Genomic DNA, 17816 nt, shown 5'->3' with positions numbered 1-17816 from the left:
TTCGGGGATGTTGGCGCTGGTTCGACCTGGACGGGCTCACGGAAATCAATGCCCATCCACGTCATCACATCTTGCCGAAGGCGCCGCAAGGGAGCTCAGGCATCCGACGTCAGGCCCTCGCGGGCCAGCAGTGCCATCAGCCGTTCCACCACTTCCGGTATCGTCAGGCGGGTGGTGTCCAGAGTAACGGCATCATCGGCCGGCACAAGGGGCGCCACACTGCGCTGCATATCTCGCGCATCGCGTGCCTGAATCTCCTTTAGAAGACTGGATAGATTAGCATCCACCCCCGCCTCTCGCAACTGTCGATGACGTCGCTGGGCACGCTCCTCGGCCGAAGCCGTGAGAAAGATCTTCAGGGGCGCATCCTGAAAGACCACGGTGCCCATGTCCCGTCCATCGGCGACCAGCCCGGGAGGCTGACGAAACGTCTGTTGGCGCTGCAGAAGCGCCGTGCGGACTTCGGGGAGCGCGGCCACCCGGGACGCGGCATCACCGACCTGCTCGGTGCGAATGTCGCCGCCGACATCCTGGCCCTCGAGCAGGACGCGACCCTCGCCGCCCTCGGCCAGGAAGACAACATCGAGCTCGACCGCTACCCGGGCCAGGCCGGCCGCATCGTCCAACGCCACGCCGTGACGCAACGCCGCCAGTGCCGTCAACCGATACAGGGCGCCGCTGTCGAGCAGATGCCAGCCCAGCCGCTCGGCCACCAGCCGACTGATGGTGCCCTTGCCCGCTCCTCCGGGGCCATCAATGGTCACTACCGCCGCCCGGTCGCTCATGCGCCCTCCTGTTGTTCCTCGATGGTCAGGCCGACCCGCCGGGCCAGCTCGATAAAGCCGGGGAAGGATGTAGCCACGTTGGCGCAATCCCGGACATTGACGGCCCCCTCGGCACGCAAGGCGGCCACGGCAAAGGCCATGGCAATCCGGTGGTCGCCCAGGCTGTCGACGTCGGCACCACGGTAATTCGCACCATCCGTGTTGCGACCCATGATATCGATGCCCTCATCATACAGCGTATGTTCGACGCCCAGACGGGCAAAGCCGTCGGCCATGGCCTGCAGGCGATCGGACTCCTTGACGCGCAGCTCGCCGGCGTCGCGCAGGCGTGTCACGCCTTCGGCATTGGCCGCGGCGACGAACAGCGCCGGGAATTCATCGATGGCCAGCGGCACCTGGTCGGCGGGAATATCGATGCCGTGCAGCGGTGCATAACGAACGTGCAGATCCGCCACCGGCTCGCCCCCGACCTCGTGCTCATTCTCGAGACGCAGATCGGCTCCCATCCGTTGCAGGATATTGATCACGCCGATCCGCGTCGGATTGACGCCGACGTGTTCCAGCACCAGATCGGCGCCCGGGGTAATGGCGGCCGCCACCAGGAAGAAGGCCGCCGAGGAAATATCCGCAGGCACATCGATGGGCGCCGCCTGCAGCGCTCCACCACCCTGCAGCCAGCAGGTGTCGCCCTGACGCTCCACCCGGTAGCCGAAGCCGCCCAGCATGCGCTCGGTGTGATCACGGGTCGGCGCCGGCTCGCGCACCCGCGTCTCGCCATCGGCGTAGAGGCCGGCCAGCAGCAGGCAGGACTTGACCTGGGCACTGGCCATTGGCATGTCGTAATCAATGCCCTTCAGCGCCTGACCGCCACGAATCTTCAACGGCGGACGGCCACCTTCGGCGGTATCGATGACGGCGCCCATCTCGCGCAATGGGTCCGCCACCCGCCCCATGGGGCGCCGGGTCAGAGAGGTATCACCGGTCAGCTCGGTATCGAATGCCTGTCCCGCCAGAAGGCCGGCGAAAAGCCGCATCGCCGTTCCGGCGTTGCCGACATAGAGCGGGCCCGCCGGCGCCTGCAGACCATGCAGCCCCACGCCATGGATGGTCACACGCCCCTGATGCGGCCCCTCGATGGCGACCCCCATTTCGCGAAACGCCTGCAGGGTAGCCAGGCTGTCTTCCCCCTCGAGGAAACCGGAGACCTCGGTCACTCCCTCGGCCAGCGCGCCCAGCATAATGGACCGGTGCGATACCGACTTGTCACCGGGCACGCGAATGCGTCCCTGTACAGCGCCACCGGGGCCTGCCCGGTAGCACAAGCTTGTAGATTCCTGCATCTGATACTCCGCCTGATAACTGCGCTGATTCAGTAAAGAGTCGAAATAGCGTCGAGCGTGACTGGCCCGATCGAGCGTGGACAGCATGGCATCGGCATCGCCGGCCTCGACGGCGTGGCGCAGTCGGGCCAGGCCGGCCTCGAACTCGTCCAGGGCATCGAGCACAGCCGACTGATTGGCCGCAAATATGTCCCGCCACATGACCGGGTCACTGCCGGCGATACGCGTGAAATCACGAAAGCCGCCCGCCGCGTAGCGAAAGATGTCCAGCCGCTCATCCTGGCGCGCCAGGGTGTCCACCAGCGAAAAGGCCAGCAGATGCGGCAGATGACTGGTGCGGGCCAGCACCGCATCATGGCGATCCACGTCCATTTCGAGGACCTCGGCGCCGACCGTCGCCCACAGGGCGCGCACTCGTCCCACGGCATCGGTACAGGTCGACGGGGCCGGTGTCAGAATCACCTTGTGGCCCTCGAAGAGGGCCGGATCGACCGCATCCAGGCCGCTCTTTTCGGAACCGGCAATGGGGTGGCCGAGCACCAGATTGGCCGGCAGGCTGCCGAAGGCCGCGACGGCATCTTCGCGGATGGTGGCCTTGGTACTCCCGACATCGGTGATGACCAGGTCGGGCGCCGCTCGATGCCGGTCTGTCGCCAGCTCATTCATCACCTCACGCATGGCCAGCACCGGCACCGCCAGCACGACCAGACTGACACCGTCGAGCTGTTCCGCCAGGCAGGCACCGCCACCATCGATCAGTCCCATCTCGCGGGCACGCATCAGCTCGTCGAGATGCGGGTCACAGGCCCGGATCTCGCCAGCCACACCTGCCCGTCGCAGGCCGGCCGCCAGCGAGCTGCCGATCAATCCCAATCCGACAATCAGAATGCGCGGTTCTCGAACGGCCTGCGACATCGTCACAGCACGCCCACCGGGAAGGACCCCAGCACCTTGACCTCGGCGGCACGCAAGCGCACTTCCTCGAGTACCGCCGCTACACGGGGCTCGGCGTGGTGACCCTTGAAGTCGATGAAGAAGACATAGTTCCACACCCCGGTGCGCGACGGCCGCGTCTCGAGCCGTGTCAGGTCGATCTGGTGACGATGGAAGGGCTCCAGCAGGTCATGCAGTGCCCCGGGCTGGTTACGCATGGCCACCACGATGGATGTCTTGTCGTCGCCGGACATCGGCACGTCCTGGTTGCCGATGATCAGGAAGCGCGTGGAGTTGTCCGGGCGGTCCTCGATCTTCTCGGCGACCGGCGTCAGGCCGTAGAGCTTGGCCGCCATGTCACCCGCAATGGCCGCACTGTGCCATTCGGTCTTGACCAGCCTGGCTGCCTCGGCATTCGACGAGACCGGCACACGCTCGGCGTGAGGGTAGTGCGCGTCCAGCCACTTGCGACACTGAGCGAACGACTGCGGATGCGAATAGATCCGCGATACCTTGTCGCGTCGGGTGTTGTCGGACACCAGCAGATGATGGTGAATGCGCAGCACGACTTCACCACAGATCCGCATGCCGGAATCCATGAAGGAATCCAGGGTATGGTTGATGACGCCCTCGGTGGAGTTTTCCACCGGCACCACCCCATAGTTGACGGCACCGGCCTCCACTTCGCGAAAGACCTCATCGATGGCCGCCATCGGCAGGCTGACCGCACTCTCGCCGAAATGCTTGAGCGCCGCCTGCTGTGTGAAGGTGCCTTCCGGCCCCAGGTAGGCGACCTTGACGGGCTGCTCGAGTGCCAGACAGGCCGACATGATCTCGCGGAACAGTCGGGCCATCTCCTCGCTGTCCAGCGGCCCGTCGTTGAGCTCCATGATGCGGCGCAACACCTGGGCTTCACGCTCGGGACGATAGAACACCGCCTGGGGATCATCCTGTGTCTTGATCTCGGCGACCTGGCGGGCACAGTCGGCACGCTCGCTGATCAGACGCATGATATCCGTATCCAGCTGGTCGATACGCTGACGCAGCTCGTCGAGATGATGGGGCGTATCAGTCATGGGGTTCCCCTGATTATCAAATTATCAAGCCGCGAGCATCGAGCCACGAGATTCGAAGGGCACCCCCAAGGCAGCGTCGCTCGTATCTCGTACCTCGTAGCTCGTATCTCGGCTTACAGCTCCCGGTGTAGCCGAGCCGCTCAGCCATTACGCCGCTCGAAATCGGCCATGAAATCGACCAGCGCATCCACGGCCGCTTCCGGCACGGCGTTGTAAAGACTCGCCCGCATGCCGCCGACACTGCGATGCCCCTTGAGATTCAACAGCCCGGCCTGTTCGCTCTCGACCAGAAAATCCTCATCGAGACGCGCATCGGCCAGCACGAAAGGCACATTCATGCGTGAACGATTGATCCCGGCAATCGGGTTGGAATAGAAGTCACTGGCGTCGATGGCGGCATACAGCTTGCTCGCCTTGCGAGCATTGATGGCCTGCATGGCGTCGAGACCTCCCACGTCCTGGCGCACCCACTGGAACACCAGGCCGGCCAGATACCAGCTGTAGGTCGCCGGCGTGTTGATCATGGAAGCGGCCTCGGCCAACGCCCGATAGCTGAACAGGCTCGGCATGTCCGCCCGGGCACGCTCCAGGAGGTCGTCACGCACGATGACCACCACCAGCCCCGCCGGGCCGATATTCTTCTGGGCCCCGGCGTAGAGAATGCCGAATCGGGACACATCCAGGGGCTCCGACAGAATGCTCGATGACATGTCGCAGACGACCGGGACTTCCACACCATCCGGTCGCGCCATGCCACCCCGGGCATTGCCCGGGAGATAATCGAATTCGAGCCCGCCGATGGTCTCGTTGGCGGTGTAATGCAGATAGGCCGCATCCGGCGACAGGCGGATCTCTTCCGGGCGCGGCACCGCTGTATGGCCGTTGGGCTCGCTGGACGCCGCCACGCCTGCCTCGCCGAAGAGGTGACGTGCCTCCTTGACGGCCTTGCTGCCCCAGATGCCGGTGTGCACGAAGTTGGCCGTACCGCCCTGCCCCAGCAGGTTATACGGCAAGGCGGCGAACTGCTGGGTTGCACCGCCCTGGGTGAAGAGCACTCGATAATTGTCGGGAATGGACAACAGGTCGCGCAGGTCGTGCTCGGCCTGCTCGGCAATCGCCATGTAGTCACTGGAGCGATGGCTCATCTCCATGACCGAGAGGCCTCGTCCCTGGTAATCCAGCATTTCCTGCCGAGCGCGTTCCAGTACCGGCGCCGGCATGGCGGCCGGACCGGCACAGAAATTGAAGTGGCGTGTCATCGGCTCAATGTTTCCTCGTTACTCATCATCGGGAGCGTCGGGCTCGTCACCATTGTCCGCGTGCGGAGACGACGCGGCCGTGTCATTACTCGGCCCGTCGGCCTGCGCCGCCGTCTCGCCCTCCAGCGCGGGCGCGTCCTCTTCCGCCGGGGCCTCTTCGGGTTCATCGACGCGCACCGTCTTGACCAGAGCTTCGCTCTCGCCCAGGCGGATCAGCATCACCCCCTGGGTGTTACGCGAGGAGATCGACACCTCGTCGACACGGGTGCGCACCAGAGTGCCGCGGTCGGTGATGAGCATCATCTCGTCGCTGGCATAGACCTGCATGGCAGCCACCAGCGGGCCATTGCGCTGGCTGGTCTGCATGGCGATGACACCCTGGCCGCCACGCCCGCGCAGCGGGAACTCCTCGAGCCGGGAACGCTTGCCGTAGCCGTTTTCCGAGGCCGTGAGGATATAGATCTGGCCATCATCCTGCGGCTCGACCGTCGTCTCGTCAGCACCCTCTTCCTCGGCATCGATATGCTGGCTGCGCGGAATGATCAGGCTGATCACCTCGGCACCCTCCAGCAGGCGCATGCCGCGCACACCGCGCGCGGTGCGCCCCATGGCGCGCACATCGGTCTCGTTGAAGCGGATCGCCTTGCCGTTGGACGACAGCAGCATGGCATGGTCGCTGCCACTGGTGATGGCAGCGCCGACCAGGCGGTCGCCCTCTTCCAGGTCGATGGCGATCAGGCCCACGCTGCGCGGGCGCGAGAAGTGAACCAGGCTGGTGCGCTTGACGGTGCCCTTGGCGGTGGCGAAGAGGATGTAGCTTTCCGGGTCATAATCATGCACCGGCAGGATGGCGTTGATGGCCTCATCTTCCTCGAGCGGCAGCAGGTTGACCAGCGGCTTGCCGCGCGAACCACGGCTGGCCGCCGGCATCTCGTAGACCTTGAGCCAGTAGACCTTGCCGCGATTGGAAAACAGCAGCACGGTGTCGTGGGTCGAGGCGACCAGCAGATGCTCGATGACATCCTCGTCCTTCATCGAGGTCGCCGACTTGCCGCGACCGCCACGCCGCTGCGCCTGGTAATCGGACAGCGGCTGGGTCTTGGCATAGCCCGAGCGGGAGACCGTCACCACCATGTCTTCCTCGGCGATCAGGTCCTCGATGGACAGGTCCAGATGGCTGGCCTGGATCTGGGTGCGGCGCGGCTCGCCGAACTGATCACGCACCGCTGCCAGCTCCTCGCGAATCACCTCGAGCAGGCGGTCGGCGGAGGCCAGGATCTCGGTGAGCTCGGCAATCTTCTGCAGGATGCCCAGATACTCGTCGAGCAGCTTTTCGGTTTCCAGGCCCGTCAGGCGGTGCAGGCGCAATTCGAGAATGGCCTGGGCCTGGGCCGGCGACAAGCGATAGCGGGCACTCGCCTCATCCAGCCCATAGCCTTCTTCCAGGTCCTCCGGTTTGCAGGAGTGCGCACCGGCACGCTCCAGCATGCCGGTCACCTGGCCGGGCGCCCAATCACGCTCGAGCAGCTTCTCCTTGGCCTCGTTGGCCGAGGGCGACGCCTTGATCAGCTCGATGACCTCGTCGATGTTGGAGATGGCCACCGTGAGCCCTTCGAGAATGTGGCCCCGTTCACGCGCCTTGCGCAGCTCGAACAGGGTACGACGGGTCACCACTTCACGGCGATGCCGAATGAAGGCTTCCAGGGCTTCCTTCAGGTTGAGGGTGCGCGGCTCTCCCCCATCCAGGGCGACCATGTTGATGCCGAAGACATTCTGCAGCTGGGTCTGGGCGAAGAGATTGTTGACGACGACATCGCCGGACTCGCCCCGCTTGACCTCGATGACGACCCTCAGGCCGTCCTTGTCGGACTCGTCACGCAGCTCGGCGATACCCTCGATGCGCTTGTCCTTGACCAGCTCGGCCACCTTCTCGATCAGGCGCGCCTTGTTCACCTGATACGGCAGCTCGGTGATGACGATGTGATCGCGGCCGGTCTTCTCGTCATGCTCGATGGTATGGCGTGCTCGCACATAAATGCGACCGCGACCGGTGCGGTAGGCTTCGAGAATGCCGGCACGACCGTTGATGATGCCGCCGGTCGGAAAATCCGGGCCCGGGATATGCTCGATGAGGTCATCGACACTCAGGGTGTGATCATCGATCAGCGCCAGGCAGCCGTCGATGACTTCCACCATGTTGTGCGGCGGGATATTGGTGGCCATGCCCACGGCAATGCCCGAGGAACCATTGACCAGCAGGTTGGGCAGCCTGGTCGGCAGAACCTCGGGAATGCGCTCGGTGCCGTCGTAGTTGTCGACCCAGTCGACGGTGTCCTTTTCCAGGTCGGCGAGCAGGTCGTGGGCCAGCCGGGCCATGCGCACTTCGGTGTAACGCATGGCTGCCGCATTATCGCCGTCGATGGAGCCGAAGTTGCCTTGGCCGTCGACCAGCACATGGCGCATGGAGAAATCCTGCGCCATGCGCACGATGGTGTCATAGACAGCGCTGTCGCCATGCGGGTGATACTTACCGATCACATCGCCGACGACACGTGCCGATTTCTTGTAAGCCTTGTTCCAGTCATTGCCCAGCTCATGCATGGCGAACAGCACACGCCGATGCACGGGCTTGAGGCCGTCACGCACGTCCGGCAATGCACGGCCGATGATCACGCTCATCGCGTAATCGAGGTACGACTGCTTGAGTTCGTCCTCGATATTGACTGGCAGAATCTCTCTGGCGATGTCACCCATGGGTCGTCGAATCCTTTGCACTACAACAGGTAAGCGCGTCACGAGACCGTGAAAACAGGGGCACCACCATCGACGACGACGGAAAAATGAAAGCGCAGGCCGGCATGGCCGCGTGCCATACCGCCCTGGAAGGCGCTTCACCCGCCCATCGAGTCTTCGGCGACTCCCTGGCGCGTCATATCAGCGCCACATTATACCATCCCGGGCGGTGCAAAGCAGCGGGCGGAAGCCAGCCCCGTTATTCGGCAACCAATGGCGCCATGAGATCACGCAGCGGCCCTTCGATGGAGACCGCCTGGTTACTGTGAATATCCAGCAGGACAAACGTCAGGTCCGCGCTCGAGATCAGCTTGTCGTCACTCAGGCGGCGAATGTCCTGATGCATGCGCGCGCTTCGCGAACCCAGATCGGCCACGCCAGTGACCACCTCGAGATCATCGCCGGCCACCGCGGCACGCCGATAGTCGATATTCAGATTGACGGCTACAAAGGCCACCTCCCCACCCTGCAAGAGATTTGCCAGTTGGGGATGTTCATCGAAGTAGGCCCAGCGCCCCTCCTCGAGAAACTCCAGATACCGGGCATTGTTGACGTGGCCGTAACCATCGAGATGATAGCCTCGTACGCGCAACGTGATGGTCGACTGTTTTGAATCCATGGAAAACACCTTGTGTGGAGCGCCGCTGCGAGCGTGCTGTTACTCAAGCACATTCGCTCTCGGCGATACGCGACAACAGCGGCCTTGAAGCGTCTTGCAAGGCCGCTGTCACCGACCCTGGGCTCCAGACAGATTCTAGTCGTGGCGCCGCCCGCATTCAAACTATCGTTTGAACACGCTAGCCCGGTCGCTGGTGGCACCCTGGCGTTGCTTTCGCCATAATATGCATCCTTTTCATGCGGGAAAGCCTCCATGTGGTTCAAGCACTTGCACCTCTATCGCCTCCACGACGCCCCTGAACTCGGCGCGGCCGACCTTGAGACCGCACTCGCGGAACAGGCCTTCCGCCCCCTGAATGGCGCTGAGGCCCGACGCCTGGGCTGGTGCACACCAGCCGGTCGCGCCGGCACTCAGTACCTGCACGAGCTGCAGGGCCACCGGCTGATGACGGCCCTGCGCCAGGAACGCATTCTTCCGACGGCCGTGGTCAAGGAAGAGCTCGAAGAACGTGTCGAGACACAGGAAACCGCCGAAGGACGCAAGCTGCGCCGACAGGAGAAGCTGACCCTCAAGGAGCAGATCTATGAAGAGTTGCTGCCGCGCGCCTTCGTGCGCAGCCAGAAGGTCGATCTCTGGTGGGACACCCGCCAGCAGTTGATCGGCATCAATACCAGCAGCCGCAAGCGTGCCGAAGAGATTCTCGACCTGCTCAGGGAGAGCCTGGGCAGCCTGCGTGTCACCCCGCTGGCGACCCAGACCCTGCCCATGCGCGCCATGACCACCTGGCTGGGTGATGCCGCTTCCCGTCCCGCCGACATGCAGCTCGGCGACCAGGTGGAGCTCAAGGCCAAGGGCGATGACGGGGTCCTGCGCGCACGCCAGGTCGACCTGGACAGTGACGAAATCCAGCAACTGCTGGATAGTGACCGACAGGCCAGCAAGCTGGCGCTGGGCATCGAAGGACGCCTGAACTTCGTGCTTCACGATGACCTCGCGGTCAAGAGCCTGAGCTTTGATGATGCGCTGATCGATGAAGCGGCCCAGACGGATGACGGCGACGACAGCCTGGTACGCCTGGAAACCGACTTCCTGTTGATGACCCAGGCCCTCGCCGAGAGCATCGAGCGCCTGATAGCTTGGCTGGGTGGGGAATCCACGACAACCAGCGACACCACTACTGCATGATCGACACCGACCACGGCCGCCAAGAATGAACAACAGCGAAGCGACAAGTGCACAGGACCCATGGGCCGAGATTCGTCCCTATCAGGATGAGGAAGTGGCCGATGTACTGGCCCGCCTGGCCAAGGACCCCGAACTGCTGGATGCCCTGACTCGCTTCCGGCTGCCCCGCCTCGCCCGGTACATGCCTCGACTGTCACGCGCCATTGCCAGTTTCGCGGTGCGCCGGGAAGTCCGCGGTGTCAGCGACGTCAAGACGTTCCAGGACCGCATCGCGGCCTACATGCTGCGCATGATTCGCAACTCGACCACGGACTTCCGAGCCGATGGCCTCGACAAGCTGCAGCCAAACACGGCCTACCTGTTCATCGGCAATCACCGCGACATCTCGCTGGATCCGGCATTCGTCAATTACGCGCTTTACCTGGCTAAACGCGACACCGTGCGCATCGCCATCGGCGACAACCTGCTGCAGAAGCCCTATGTCAATGACCTGATGCGTCTCAACAAGAGCTTCATCGTGCCACGCAGCGCACGCGGCAAACGGGCCATGCTGGCCGCCTATCAAAAACTCTCGGCGTATATTCGCCACTCGATCACCGACGACAATCACTCGATCTGGATGGCCCAGCGCGAAGGACGCGCCAAGAACGGCATCGATCGCACCGACCCGGCCATCATCAAGATGCTGACCATGGCCAGGCGCGGTGCCGAACGCCAGGCCGGCACTGGTGAGGCCATCGCCGAACTGCGTCTGGTACCGGTGTCGATCAGTTACGAATATGATCCCTGCGATGTGCAGAAGGCTCGCGAGCTGCATGCCGTCAATGCCAGCGGCGAGTATGCCAAGAGCGAATTCGAGGATATTCGCTCCATCGTCGCCGGCATTACCGGCCAGAAGGGCCGCGTGCACCTGCGGTTCGGCACTCCCCTGGGTGACGAATTCGACACGCCCGAAGCCGTGGCGGAAGAAATCGACCGCCAGGTCATCGCCGGCTACCACCTCTTCCCCAGTCACTACCTGGCACTCGAGGCGCTTGGCGAATCCCCGGAGCTGCTTGACCTCAGCGAAGTCACCGATGCCGACCGAGCCCGCTTTCAGCGTCGGCTCGCCGAGGTACCGAACGAACTGCGCGACTGGTGGTTGCGGCAATACGCCAACCCGGTAAAAAGTCGCGCCGCCAGTGAGTGACGTCCCATGAGTACGCTTCAGAACCGCTCCCTGCAGGCCCGGCAAGCCAACAGGGTCACCCTGATCGGGGCCGGTATCGACCTGGTGGTAGGCCTGGCGAAACTCGTGGCGGGCTGGCTGGTGGGCTCGGCCGCCTTGATCGCCGACGGCATCCATTCCTTCTCGGATATCGTGACCGACCTGTTCGTGGTCGCCGCTACCCATTTCGGCCGCCAGGCCCCGGACAGCGACCACCCTTATGGGCATGGGCGCATCGAGACCCTGGCGACCCTGTGGCTCGGCGGCATGCTGATCTTCATCGCCGGAGGCATTGCCTGGTCGAGCCTGACACGCCTACTCGACGGAGGCGCGGCCACCGCGCCCGGCATCTGGGCCATCATCGTCGCCGTGCTTGCCCTGCTGGCCAAGGAATGGATCTTTCGCTATACGCTGCGCGTGGCCAGGAAGATCGATTCGCGGCTGCTCGAGGCCAACGCCTGGCACTCACGCTCCGATGCCCTGTCCACCCTGGTCGTGCTGGTCGGCCTGGTGGCAGCGCAGTTCGGCATCGGCTGGATGGACGCCGCAGCCGCCATCGTCGTGGGTGTCATGGTCGGACAGGTCGGGGGCCGTCTGCTGTGGGAATCCGGCCAGGAACTGGTCGACACGGCCCTCCCCGCAGACCAGCAACACACCCTGCACCAGACCGCCATGACGGTGCCCGGTGTCGAGGGCGTGCATGACCTGCGTACCCGCCGGATCGGCGGCGAGGTGCTGCTCGACCTGCATATCGTGGTCGCGCCCCGGGTCACGGTCTCCGAGGCCCATGAAATCGGCAATGCCGTCAGCCGTCAGCTGCGCGACGTTCACCCCAACCTCTTCGATGTCACCTTCCATATCGACCCGCAGGACGACGCCGGCGAGACCGAGCACAGCCTGCGCCCGGCCCTGCCGCTGCGCGACGATGTCGAGAACCTGCTGGACGAAGCCTGGCACGGCATTGACCTGTGGCATGAACGTATCGCCCTTAACCTGCATTACATCGATGAACACATCGATGTATCCATCTATATAGATGGCCTGCCCGACGACCGGAATCTGGACGACGCCGCCCGCGAGTTGCGCGACGCGGCCAGCGCCCTCACCTGGCTGGGGCGCTTGAGGATCTGGCAAGGCCCCGGCAAGAGCTGACAGGGCCTAACCGACGACTGCGGCCACATCGGCCGTGGCCTGGCCGTCCATGATGCTTGTCGACACTCGCTGAGTGCGCAACGAAACTTGTTGACAAGAGGCTACTTGAGCCACGCTTGATATATGCAGTGGGCTTTACATCCGCAATGACCAACAGATTCCGCGCGAGGATGCCGGCCAATGTCACGCCCCCCGTCCAGGACCAGCCCGGGTGCCACGGACACCTCGACCACGCGTCGAGGCGTGCTGGTGATGCTGGCCGGATTGTTGGGTGCCGGCCTGATAGGCTGGCCCGGCTCGAGGATGTCGGCGGATCTCGACCAGGAAAAGCTTCGCCGCAGCATGCAACAAGCCTATGGCCAGGCAGGTCTGACGGCAGTCGAAGAGTGGTTGGCACTGCTCGACCGGCTGCAACAGCAACCGGTCAATAACCAGCTCGGCGCCGTGAACGACTTCTTCAATCTGCGCGTGAGTTGGCGGGATGACATCGATATCTGGAACCAGAAGGATTACTGGGCGACGCCGCTGGAGACCCTGGCCCGCGGCAAGGGGGATTGCGAGGATTACACGATCGGCAAGTACGCCACCCTGAGGCAACTGAATGTCGCCGAGGAAAAGCTGAGACTGATCTATGTCAAGGCCTGGCTGGGACGCGGCCAGGGCGCCCAGGCCCACATGGTGCTGGGCTATTACCGCACGCCGGGTAGTGAGCCGCTCATCCTCGACAATATCATTCCCAATATCACCAGGGGTGGTGAGCGTACGGATCTCGAGCCGCTGTTCAGCTTCAATGGCAACGGTCTCTGGGCGCAGGGCTCCAGTCAGTCTCGCGCCGACCCACTAGAACGACTCTCGCGCTGGCGTAACGTCATCGAGCGCATGCAACAACAAGGATTCCTCCAGGGGAGATAAGCGGATGTCACTTATCAAGCAACTATGGCTGATTATCCTGGGATTGCTCATCCTGGCTTTCAGCGGCAGCCTGTTCATCAGTGTGACATCGAGTCACGATTACATTGAACGCAGCATCCGCCTCAAGAATGCCGACAATGCCAATGCATTGGCACTGACCATGTCACAGTTGCCGAAGGATGGCGTGACACTCGAGTTGCTGGCATCCGCCCAGTTTGATACCGGCCACTATCGCCTGATCGAGTTGCGCGATACTCAAGGGGCCGTCATTACCCGCCATCAGGCCGAAACCGGTGTCGAGGATGTGCCGAAATGGTTTGTCGAGCTGATCGAGTTCAATGTGCCACCCGGCGAAGCCAAGATCCAGGACGGCTGGCAACAGTTCGCGACCCTGACCCTAGAGGGTCAACACGGCTTTGCCTACCGGACCCTGTGGCGAAGCACACTGGCGTTGACGGGCTGGTTCGTGCTTGCCGGGGGCATCAGCCTGGCGCTTGCCTGGTGGCTGGTCAGACGTATTCGCCTGCCGCTGCGGGCCGTCATCGACCAGGCACAGAACATCGGACAACGGCGTTTCACCACGGCCAGGGAGCCACGCACGCAGGAACTGCGTGAACTGGTCCAGGCCATGAATCGTCTGTCCACCGTGGTCGGCGATCAGCTCGGCAAGGAAGGACAACAGCTCGAGTCACTGCGCCGGCAACTGCAACATGATGCCGTGACCGACACCCTGCAACGCACCACCTTTCTCGATCGTTTGAAAGAACACCTGGGGAGCCAGGACTACCGCGCCAATGGCATGCTGATCCTGCTTCGCGTCGTGGATCTCGCGGAATACAATCAGCGCTTCGGCCATGCCGTGACGGACCAGCATCTGCGCGAACTTGCCGATACGCTCACGGAGCTTGCTGCAGAATACGGTAATGGCATGGTGGGTCGCCTGAACGGGCAGGATTTCGCTGTCCTTTTGCCCGGTGCCAATGATCTCGACAACATGCGCGACCGGTTGTATCAATCTCTCGATGCCCTGTCCGACACCTCCGGGGACGCGGATGTCACCTTTGCATTGCAGGCTGCCGGGGCTCTGATTTCTTATGGCCCGGACGACAATCAGCCACTCCTCTTCTCCGCCCTGGACAATGCCCTCGCCGATGCCGAGATGCGCGGCGAACGGACCAGTCTCAGTGTCGTCAAGCAGCACCACAACGCTCTGTTCAATGGCCAGGAGGCCTGGCGTGACGCGCTTCAGGAGTCGATGAGCCAGGGCGTGCAGCTGACCTCCCGGCCCGTCATCGACGAGACTCGGCAACTGGTGCACATGGAAGCTCAACCGGAGCTCTTCCTTTCCGGGGAGTGGCGTCATGCCGGCATCTTCATGCCCTGGCTCACGCGCTTGAACATAACGACTCAGTTCGAGCTCGACATGGTGGATGCCGCACTCGCAGAGATTGCTCGAAGCGGATTGCCCGTCAGCATCCACCTGAGCACGGCTTCCATATACGATGCTCGCTTCGTGCTCGAGTTGCGTGAACGGCTGCTGGCCAACCAGGAGGCCAGCCGGAAGCTCTGGCTCGAGGTCCCCGAATCCCTGGCCACCCGTGAAATGGACAACCTGCGGAGCTTCTGCCGAGCTCAGCACTCCCGCGGCTGCCATATCGGACTCAAGCATGTGGGAACCGATGTGCGTCGCATCGCCGAACTTCGCGATGTCGGTCTGGACTACCTCAAAATCGAGGCAGGCCTGATTTCCCACCTCAAGGACAACGATCGTCTCAAGGAGGTGCTGCGTGGCATCGCCAGCCTGTGTCACAGCGAGGGCTTGCTGGTGGTAGCAGAGGGCGCTACCGACTCGGCCCATGCACAGGCCCTCTTCGAGCTGGGCTTCGATGGCGTTGCCGGCCCCGGCGTCAAGCGTCACCCAGACGGGCACCACATCATCGAGGATTGAGAGCCTTTCCAGAGCGACCCGTCCCACAGAATGGGCAGGCCCTTGCCTGCAATGAAAGAGCCGCCACCCCCGAACTCCGGGGATGGCGGCTCGACAAAAGCAGCCCGCTATTACCTGGGTGCTGGCGAAGCTAGATTACTTCGTCATCATCCTCATCCTCGTCCGACACCAGATCCAGACCCTGGGCCACACGATGGCGTAGCCGCTGACGTTCCAGCACCTTGTCCTGCGCCGCCTCGGGCAACTCGACGAAGCTGATGACCCCCTTATCCATCAGCACCTGAATCAGATCCTCGACCACTCGCACAAAGGCCAGATCCGATGTCTGAAAGTGATCGATCCCCTGACTGGGCAGGCCATCCGTCATGAACGCCAGCAGCTCGGGAGAGTCGGCGGCAACGAATTCGGAGCAGTCAGACGTCGGCTCACGACTGACCTGCTGAATCCTTTGGTCTGAATCACGCCTGACGTACATGACATCGCCTCATCGTTGACAGGATTTGGGCCAAAACGGGCCGCTTGCCGAGCAAGCAGCACGCTGCGCATCACTCTATCGGATTATGGGGAATATCGACGACCTTTTCATCGGCCCCATTACCTGACGGTGCCGCATCACGGTTACCGGCCTTGTCCGCGGAAGGCTGATAGTCGAGGGACCCTTCCTGGCCCGTCAACAGCTCGTCATCGCCATCACTCAGCACATCATCCGCCTGCAGGGTCTTGTTGCTACCCTGTGAAGCCTGCTTCGCCACCGTCTGGCCGGTCGTCGCCTGGTCGGCCACGGCTCCGTCGTTGCCGGCATCCGGGGATACCTGCGTAGCGCTGGTGGTTTCCTCTTCGTCCGGTGCCAGGCTGAACTCCTGGAAGTTCAGCAGATCCAGACTCGACGTCGAGGCCGCATTCACCACAGGCGCATTGTTTTCGACACCATTGATGGTCAACTCCAGGCTACCCTGAACTTCATCGCCATCATCATCGACCAGCGTATAGTTGAAGGTTTCCGTGAGCGTATCACCGACATCCATATCATCGCGGACATCCCGACCCAACTGATAATTATAGCTGCCATCCGCATTCACGGTGATATTGCCGTAGTCACCTTCAATGACCCCGCTCTGGATGCCGCCTTCCCAATAGAGGCTGCCGTCCACCGCCAGGTCATCGGCGCCCCATCCCGGGACTTCATCGGCCAGATTGGATCCCGCAGTAGGTAAGTCATCTGTAGACGATACTTTGGCGTAAAGATCGAAGGATGTAGAGCCGTTTTCATACGTCCTTACCGTATCAACCAAATTTCCATCATTATCACGAAAACCTTCGATACTGAGAACAAATTCACGGTCACCAACAGTAATTATTTGTTGTTGGTCGGGATTGGTAATTTCAATTTTATCTGGAGCATTATCGTAGTATTGGCCTTGATAGTAGCCACTACCAGTTTCAGTATGCTTCAACTCAATAGTTGTCTGGACAGTCGTGGCCTGCCCATCAATATTCACTATAAAGTCGACCACAAGGTCGGCACTATCAAGTATTTCGGGGGATCCATATCCTCCACCCTGATAAATAGGGAAGTTATTATGGGTAAACTCACCTAGAGAAAACAAGGCATCAGTAGACACACCAGAAGTGTCGGTGACACCATCAGCATATTCGAAATCATAACCAGAGCGCTGTCTTCCCCAATTCCCCCACTCCATGCTGATTTCGTCTTGACGCCACTGTTCATCCGATTCTTGAAGCTTCCCATCCCACGAGTTGCCACTCGCGGTTACATTCTCCCAGCTGGCACTGAGATCACCAATACTCTGCTCACTGACCGCCACGGAGATTTCCCCCGTCTGGATGCCTGCCACCGGCACATCATCGCGAATGCCTATGTCCAGGGTGTCACTGGTCAGATCGCCTTCGCTGTCTTCCAAGTGAATATCGAAGACATCCTCGATACCATCAATCCCTGTGCCCTGACTGCTGTGGTCGGTCGAGTTATCGGTCAGCGTGTAAGTCCAGCCGTAGTCTCCATCACCGTTATCCGTGACCTCGAGGGTGCCAAACTCCCCCTCGTAGGTACCGCCGTCACCGGCAGGGTCGCCATCGATGGTCAATATGCCGGGCGCATCTCCCCCCACTGAGGTACTGAACGTACCCGTAGTGATCTGGGAGCCATCCCCTGCTCGGCTGCCGTTCGACAGTCCGGCTTCATCGGCCACACCATCTCTGCCCGCCAGCCCGGACAACTCGGGCTTGGAGTCCGGCTCCACAGTGACCGTCAATTGGGCACTGCCGGTATCACCATCAGCATCGGTGATGGTGTAGTCGATCACCACCTCGCCTTCGACACCGGAAGCCGGTGAGAACGTCACCTCTCCCGTATCCGAGTCGGTCGTCACGGTCCCTGCACCCGCATAGCCGGCCGCCAGGCTGGCGGACGTCAGTGCCGAGCCATCTGCCCCCGGGTCATCATTACCGAGAACATTAAACGTGACGGAAGAGTCTTCTTCCGTGGTAGTGGCGTCATCGTTTGCCGTGGGCTCAGTATCCTCGATACGGATATCCAGGCTGTCCGACGTCGACTCCCCGGCCACATCGGTCACGTTCAGCGTGAAC

At 62.3% G+C, this 17816-nt stretch carries 13 protein-coding genes; 5 read left to right on the top strand and 8 right to left on the bottom strand.

The genetic code is table 11. The features are described from left to right. Positions 1 to 95: 95 nt before the first annotated feature. From cmk to QWY79_RS13835, 6 genes are all read right to left on the bottom strand, one after another. The gene (gene cmk, locus QWY79_RS13860) at positions 96 to 785 is read right to left on the bottom strand and encodes a (d)CMP kinase (protein WP_290273953.1); all 690 of its coding nucleotides are present in this window, start codon (positions 783 to 785) and stop codon (positions 96 to 98) included. Beyond that, positions 782 to 3040 (bottom strand): bifunctional prephenate dehydrogenase/3-phosphoshikimate 1-carboxyvinyltransferase, encoded by a 2259-nt coding sequence (locus QWY79_RS13855; RefSeq protein ID WP_290273948.1) that lies wholly within the window; start codon positions 3038 to 3040, stop codon positions 782 to 784. The genes cmk and QWY79_RS13855 overlap by 4 nt, the downstream gene beginning before the upstream one ends. 2 nt (positions 3041 to 3042) lie before the next feature. Continuing rightward, positions 3043 to 4134: a prephenate dehydratase gene (gene pheA, locus QWY79_RS13850; protein WP_290273945.1), complete on the bottom strand. Its 1092-nt coding sequence runs from the start codon at positions 4132 to 4134 to the stop codon at positions 3043 to 3045. Positions 4135 to 4274: 140 nt separating this feature from the next. After that, positions 4275 to 5393 (bottom strand): 3-phosphoserine/phosphohydroxythreonine transaminase, encoded by a 1119-nt coding sequence (gene serC, locus QWY79_RS13845; protein ID WP_290273942.1) that lies wholly within the window; start codon positions 5391 to 5393, stop codon positions 4275 to 4277. Positions 5394 to 5411: 18 nt separating this feature from the next. Beyond that, complete coding sequence (gyrA, locus tag QWY79_RS13840; RefSeq protein ID WP_290273939.1) at positions 5412 to 8147, bottom strand: DNA gyrase subunit A; 2736 nt, start codon at positions 8145 to 8147, stop codon at positions 5412 to 5414. 238 nt (positions 8148 to 8385) lie between these two features. Continuing rightward, a complete protein-coding gene (locus tag QWY79_RS13835) occupies positions 8386 to 8805 on the bottom strand; it encodes an acyl-CoA thioesterase (protein WP_290273936.1) in 420 nt (139 codons plus the stop codon). 252 nt (positions 8806 to 9057) lie between these two features. Here QWY79_RS13835 and QWY79_RS13830 point away from each other — a divergent pair, with 252 nt between their 5' ends. The 5 genes from QWY79_RS13830 (at position 9058) to QWY79_RS13810 (ending at position 15209) form a co-directional block, all read left to right on the top strand. After that, positions 9058 to 9990 carry a recombination-associated protein RdgC gene (locus tag QWY79_RS13830; RefSeq protein ID WP_290273931.1) on the top strand — a complete coding sequence of 311 codons (933 nt, stop codon included), beginning with the start codon at positions 9058 to 9060 and terminating at the stop codon, positions 9988 to 9990. 25 nt (positions 9991 to 10015) lie between these two features. Then, a complete protein-coding gene (locus tag QWY79_RS13825) occupies positions 10016 to 11179 on the top strand; it encodes a 1-acyl-sn-glycerol-3-phosphate acyltransferase (protein WP_290273928.1) in 1164 nt (387 codons plus the stop codon). Positions 11180 to 11185: 6 nt separating this feature from the next. Further along, the gene (locus QWY79_RS13820; protein WP_290273923.1) at positions 11186 to 12349 is read left to right on the top strand and encodes a cation diffusion facilitator family transporter; all 1164 of its coding nucleotides are present in this window, start codon (positions 11186 to 11188) and stop codon (positions 12347 to 12349) included. Positions 12350 to 12529: 180 nt separating this feature from the next. Then, on the top strand, positions 12530 to 13261 hold the full coding sequence (locus QWY79_RS13815) for a transglutaminase-like cysteine peptidase (RefSeq protein ID WP_290273920.1): 732 nt from the start codon (positions 12530 to 12532) through the stop codon (positions 13259 to 13261). Between the two features lie 4 nt (positions 13262 to 13265). Continuing rightward, the gene (locus tag QWY79_RS13810) at positions 13266 to 15209 is read left to right on the top strand and encodes a bifunctional diguanylate cyclase/phosphodiesterase (protein ID WP_290273917.1); all 1944 of its coding nucleotides are present in this window, start codon (positions 13266 to 13268) and stop codon (positions 15207 to 15209) included. A 130-nt stretch (positions 15210 to 15339) separates the two neighbouring features. On the opposite strand, the gene QWY79_RS13805 is transcribed toward QWY79_RS13810, so the two are convergent. Both QWY79_RS13805 and QWY79_RS13800 read right to left on the bottom strand, forming a co-directional pair. Then, on the bottom strand, positions 15340 to 15684 hold the full coding sequence (locus QWY79_RS13805; RefSeq protein WP_290273914.1) for a tryptophan synthase subunit beta like protein: 345 nt from the start codon (positions 15682 to 15684) through the stop codon (positions 15340 to 15342). Between the two features lie 70 nt (positions 15685 to 15754). After that, the coding region (locus QWY79_RS13800; RefSeq protein ID WP_290273911.1) for a cadherin-like domain-containing protein at positions 15755 to 17816 on the bottom strand (2062 nt) is incomplete at its 5' end.

This window comes from Halomonas sabkhae (assembly GCF_030409265.1).
Taxonomy (GTDB): domain Bacteria; phylum Pseudomonadota; class Gammaproteobacteria; order Pseudomonadales; family Halomonadaceae; genus Halomonas; species Halomonas halmophila.
Note: the sequence above shows the minus strand (reverse complement) of the source record. Positions and strands in the feature narration are given on the sequence as shown.

What these genes read in the sequence shown, in the direction of transcription:
- cmk (WP_290273953.1), bottom strand. Translation starts at nt 785, where the DNA reads ATGAGCGACCGGGCGGCGGTAGTGACCATTGATGGCCCCGGAGGAGCG.
- QWY79_RS13805 (WP_290273914.1), bottom strand. Translation starts at nt 15,684, where the DNA reads ATGTACGTCAGGCGTGATTCAGACCAAAGGATTCAGCAGGTCAGTCGT.
- QWY79_RS13815 (WP_290273920.1), top strand. Translation starts at nt 12,530, where the DNA reads ATGTCACGCCCCCCGTCCAGGACCAGCCCGGGTGCCACGGACACCTCG.
- QWY79_RS13835 (WP_290273936.1), bottom strand. Translation starts at nt 8,805, where the DNA reads ATGGATTCAAAACAGTCGACCATCACGTTGCGCGTACGAGGCTATCAT.
- QWY79_RS13810 (WP_290273917.1), top strand. Translation starts at nt 13,266, where the DNA reads ATGTCACTTATCAAGCAACTATGGCTGATTATCCTGGGATTGCTCATC.
- QWY79_RS13830 (WP_290273931.1), top strand. Translation starts at nt 9,058, where the DNA reads ATGTGGTTCAAGCACTTGCACCTCTATCGCCTCCACGACGCCCCTGAA.
- QWY79_RS13820 (WP_290273923.1), top strand. Translation starts at nt 11,186, where the DNA reads ATGAGTACGCTTCAGAACCGCTCCCTGCAGGCCCGGCAAGCCAACAGG.
- pheA (WP_290273945.1), bottom strand. Translation starts at nt 4,134, where the DNA reads ATGACTGATACGCCCCATCATCTCGACGAGCTGCGTCAGCGTATCGAC.
- serC (WP_290273942.1), bottom strand. Translation starts at nt 5,393, where the DNA reads ATGACACGCCACTTCAATTTCTGTGCCGGTCCGGCCGCCATGCCGGCG.
- QWY79_RS13825 (WP_290273928.1), top strand. Translation starts at nt 10,016, where the DNA reads ATGAACAACAGCGAAGCGACAAGTGCACAGGACCCATGGGCCGAGATT.
- gyrA (WP_290273939.1), bottom strand. Translation starts at nt 8,147, where the DNA reads ATGGGTGACATCGCCAGAGAGATTCTGCCAGTCAATATCGAGGACGAA.
- QWY79_RS13855 (WP_290273948.1), bottom strand. Translation starts at nt 3,040, where the DNA reads ATGTCGCAGGCCGTTCGAGAACCGCGCATTCTGATTGTCGGATTGGGA.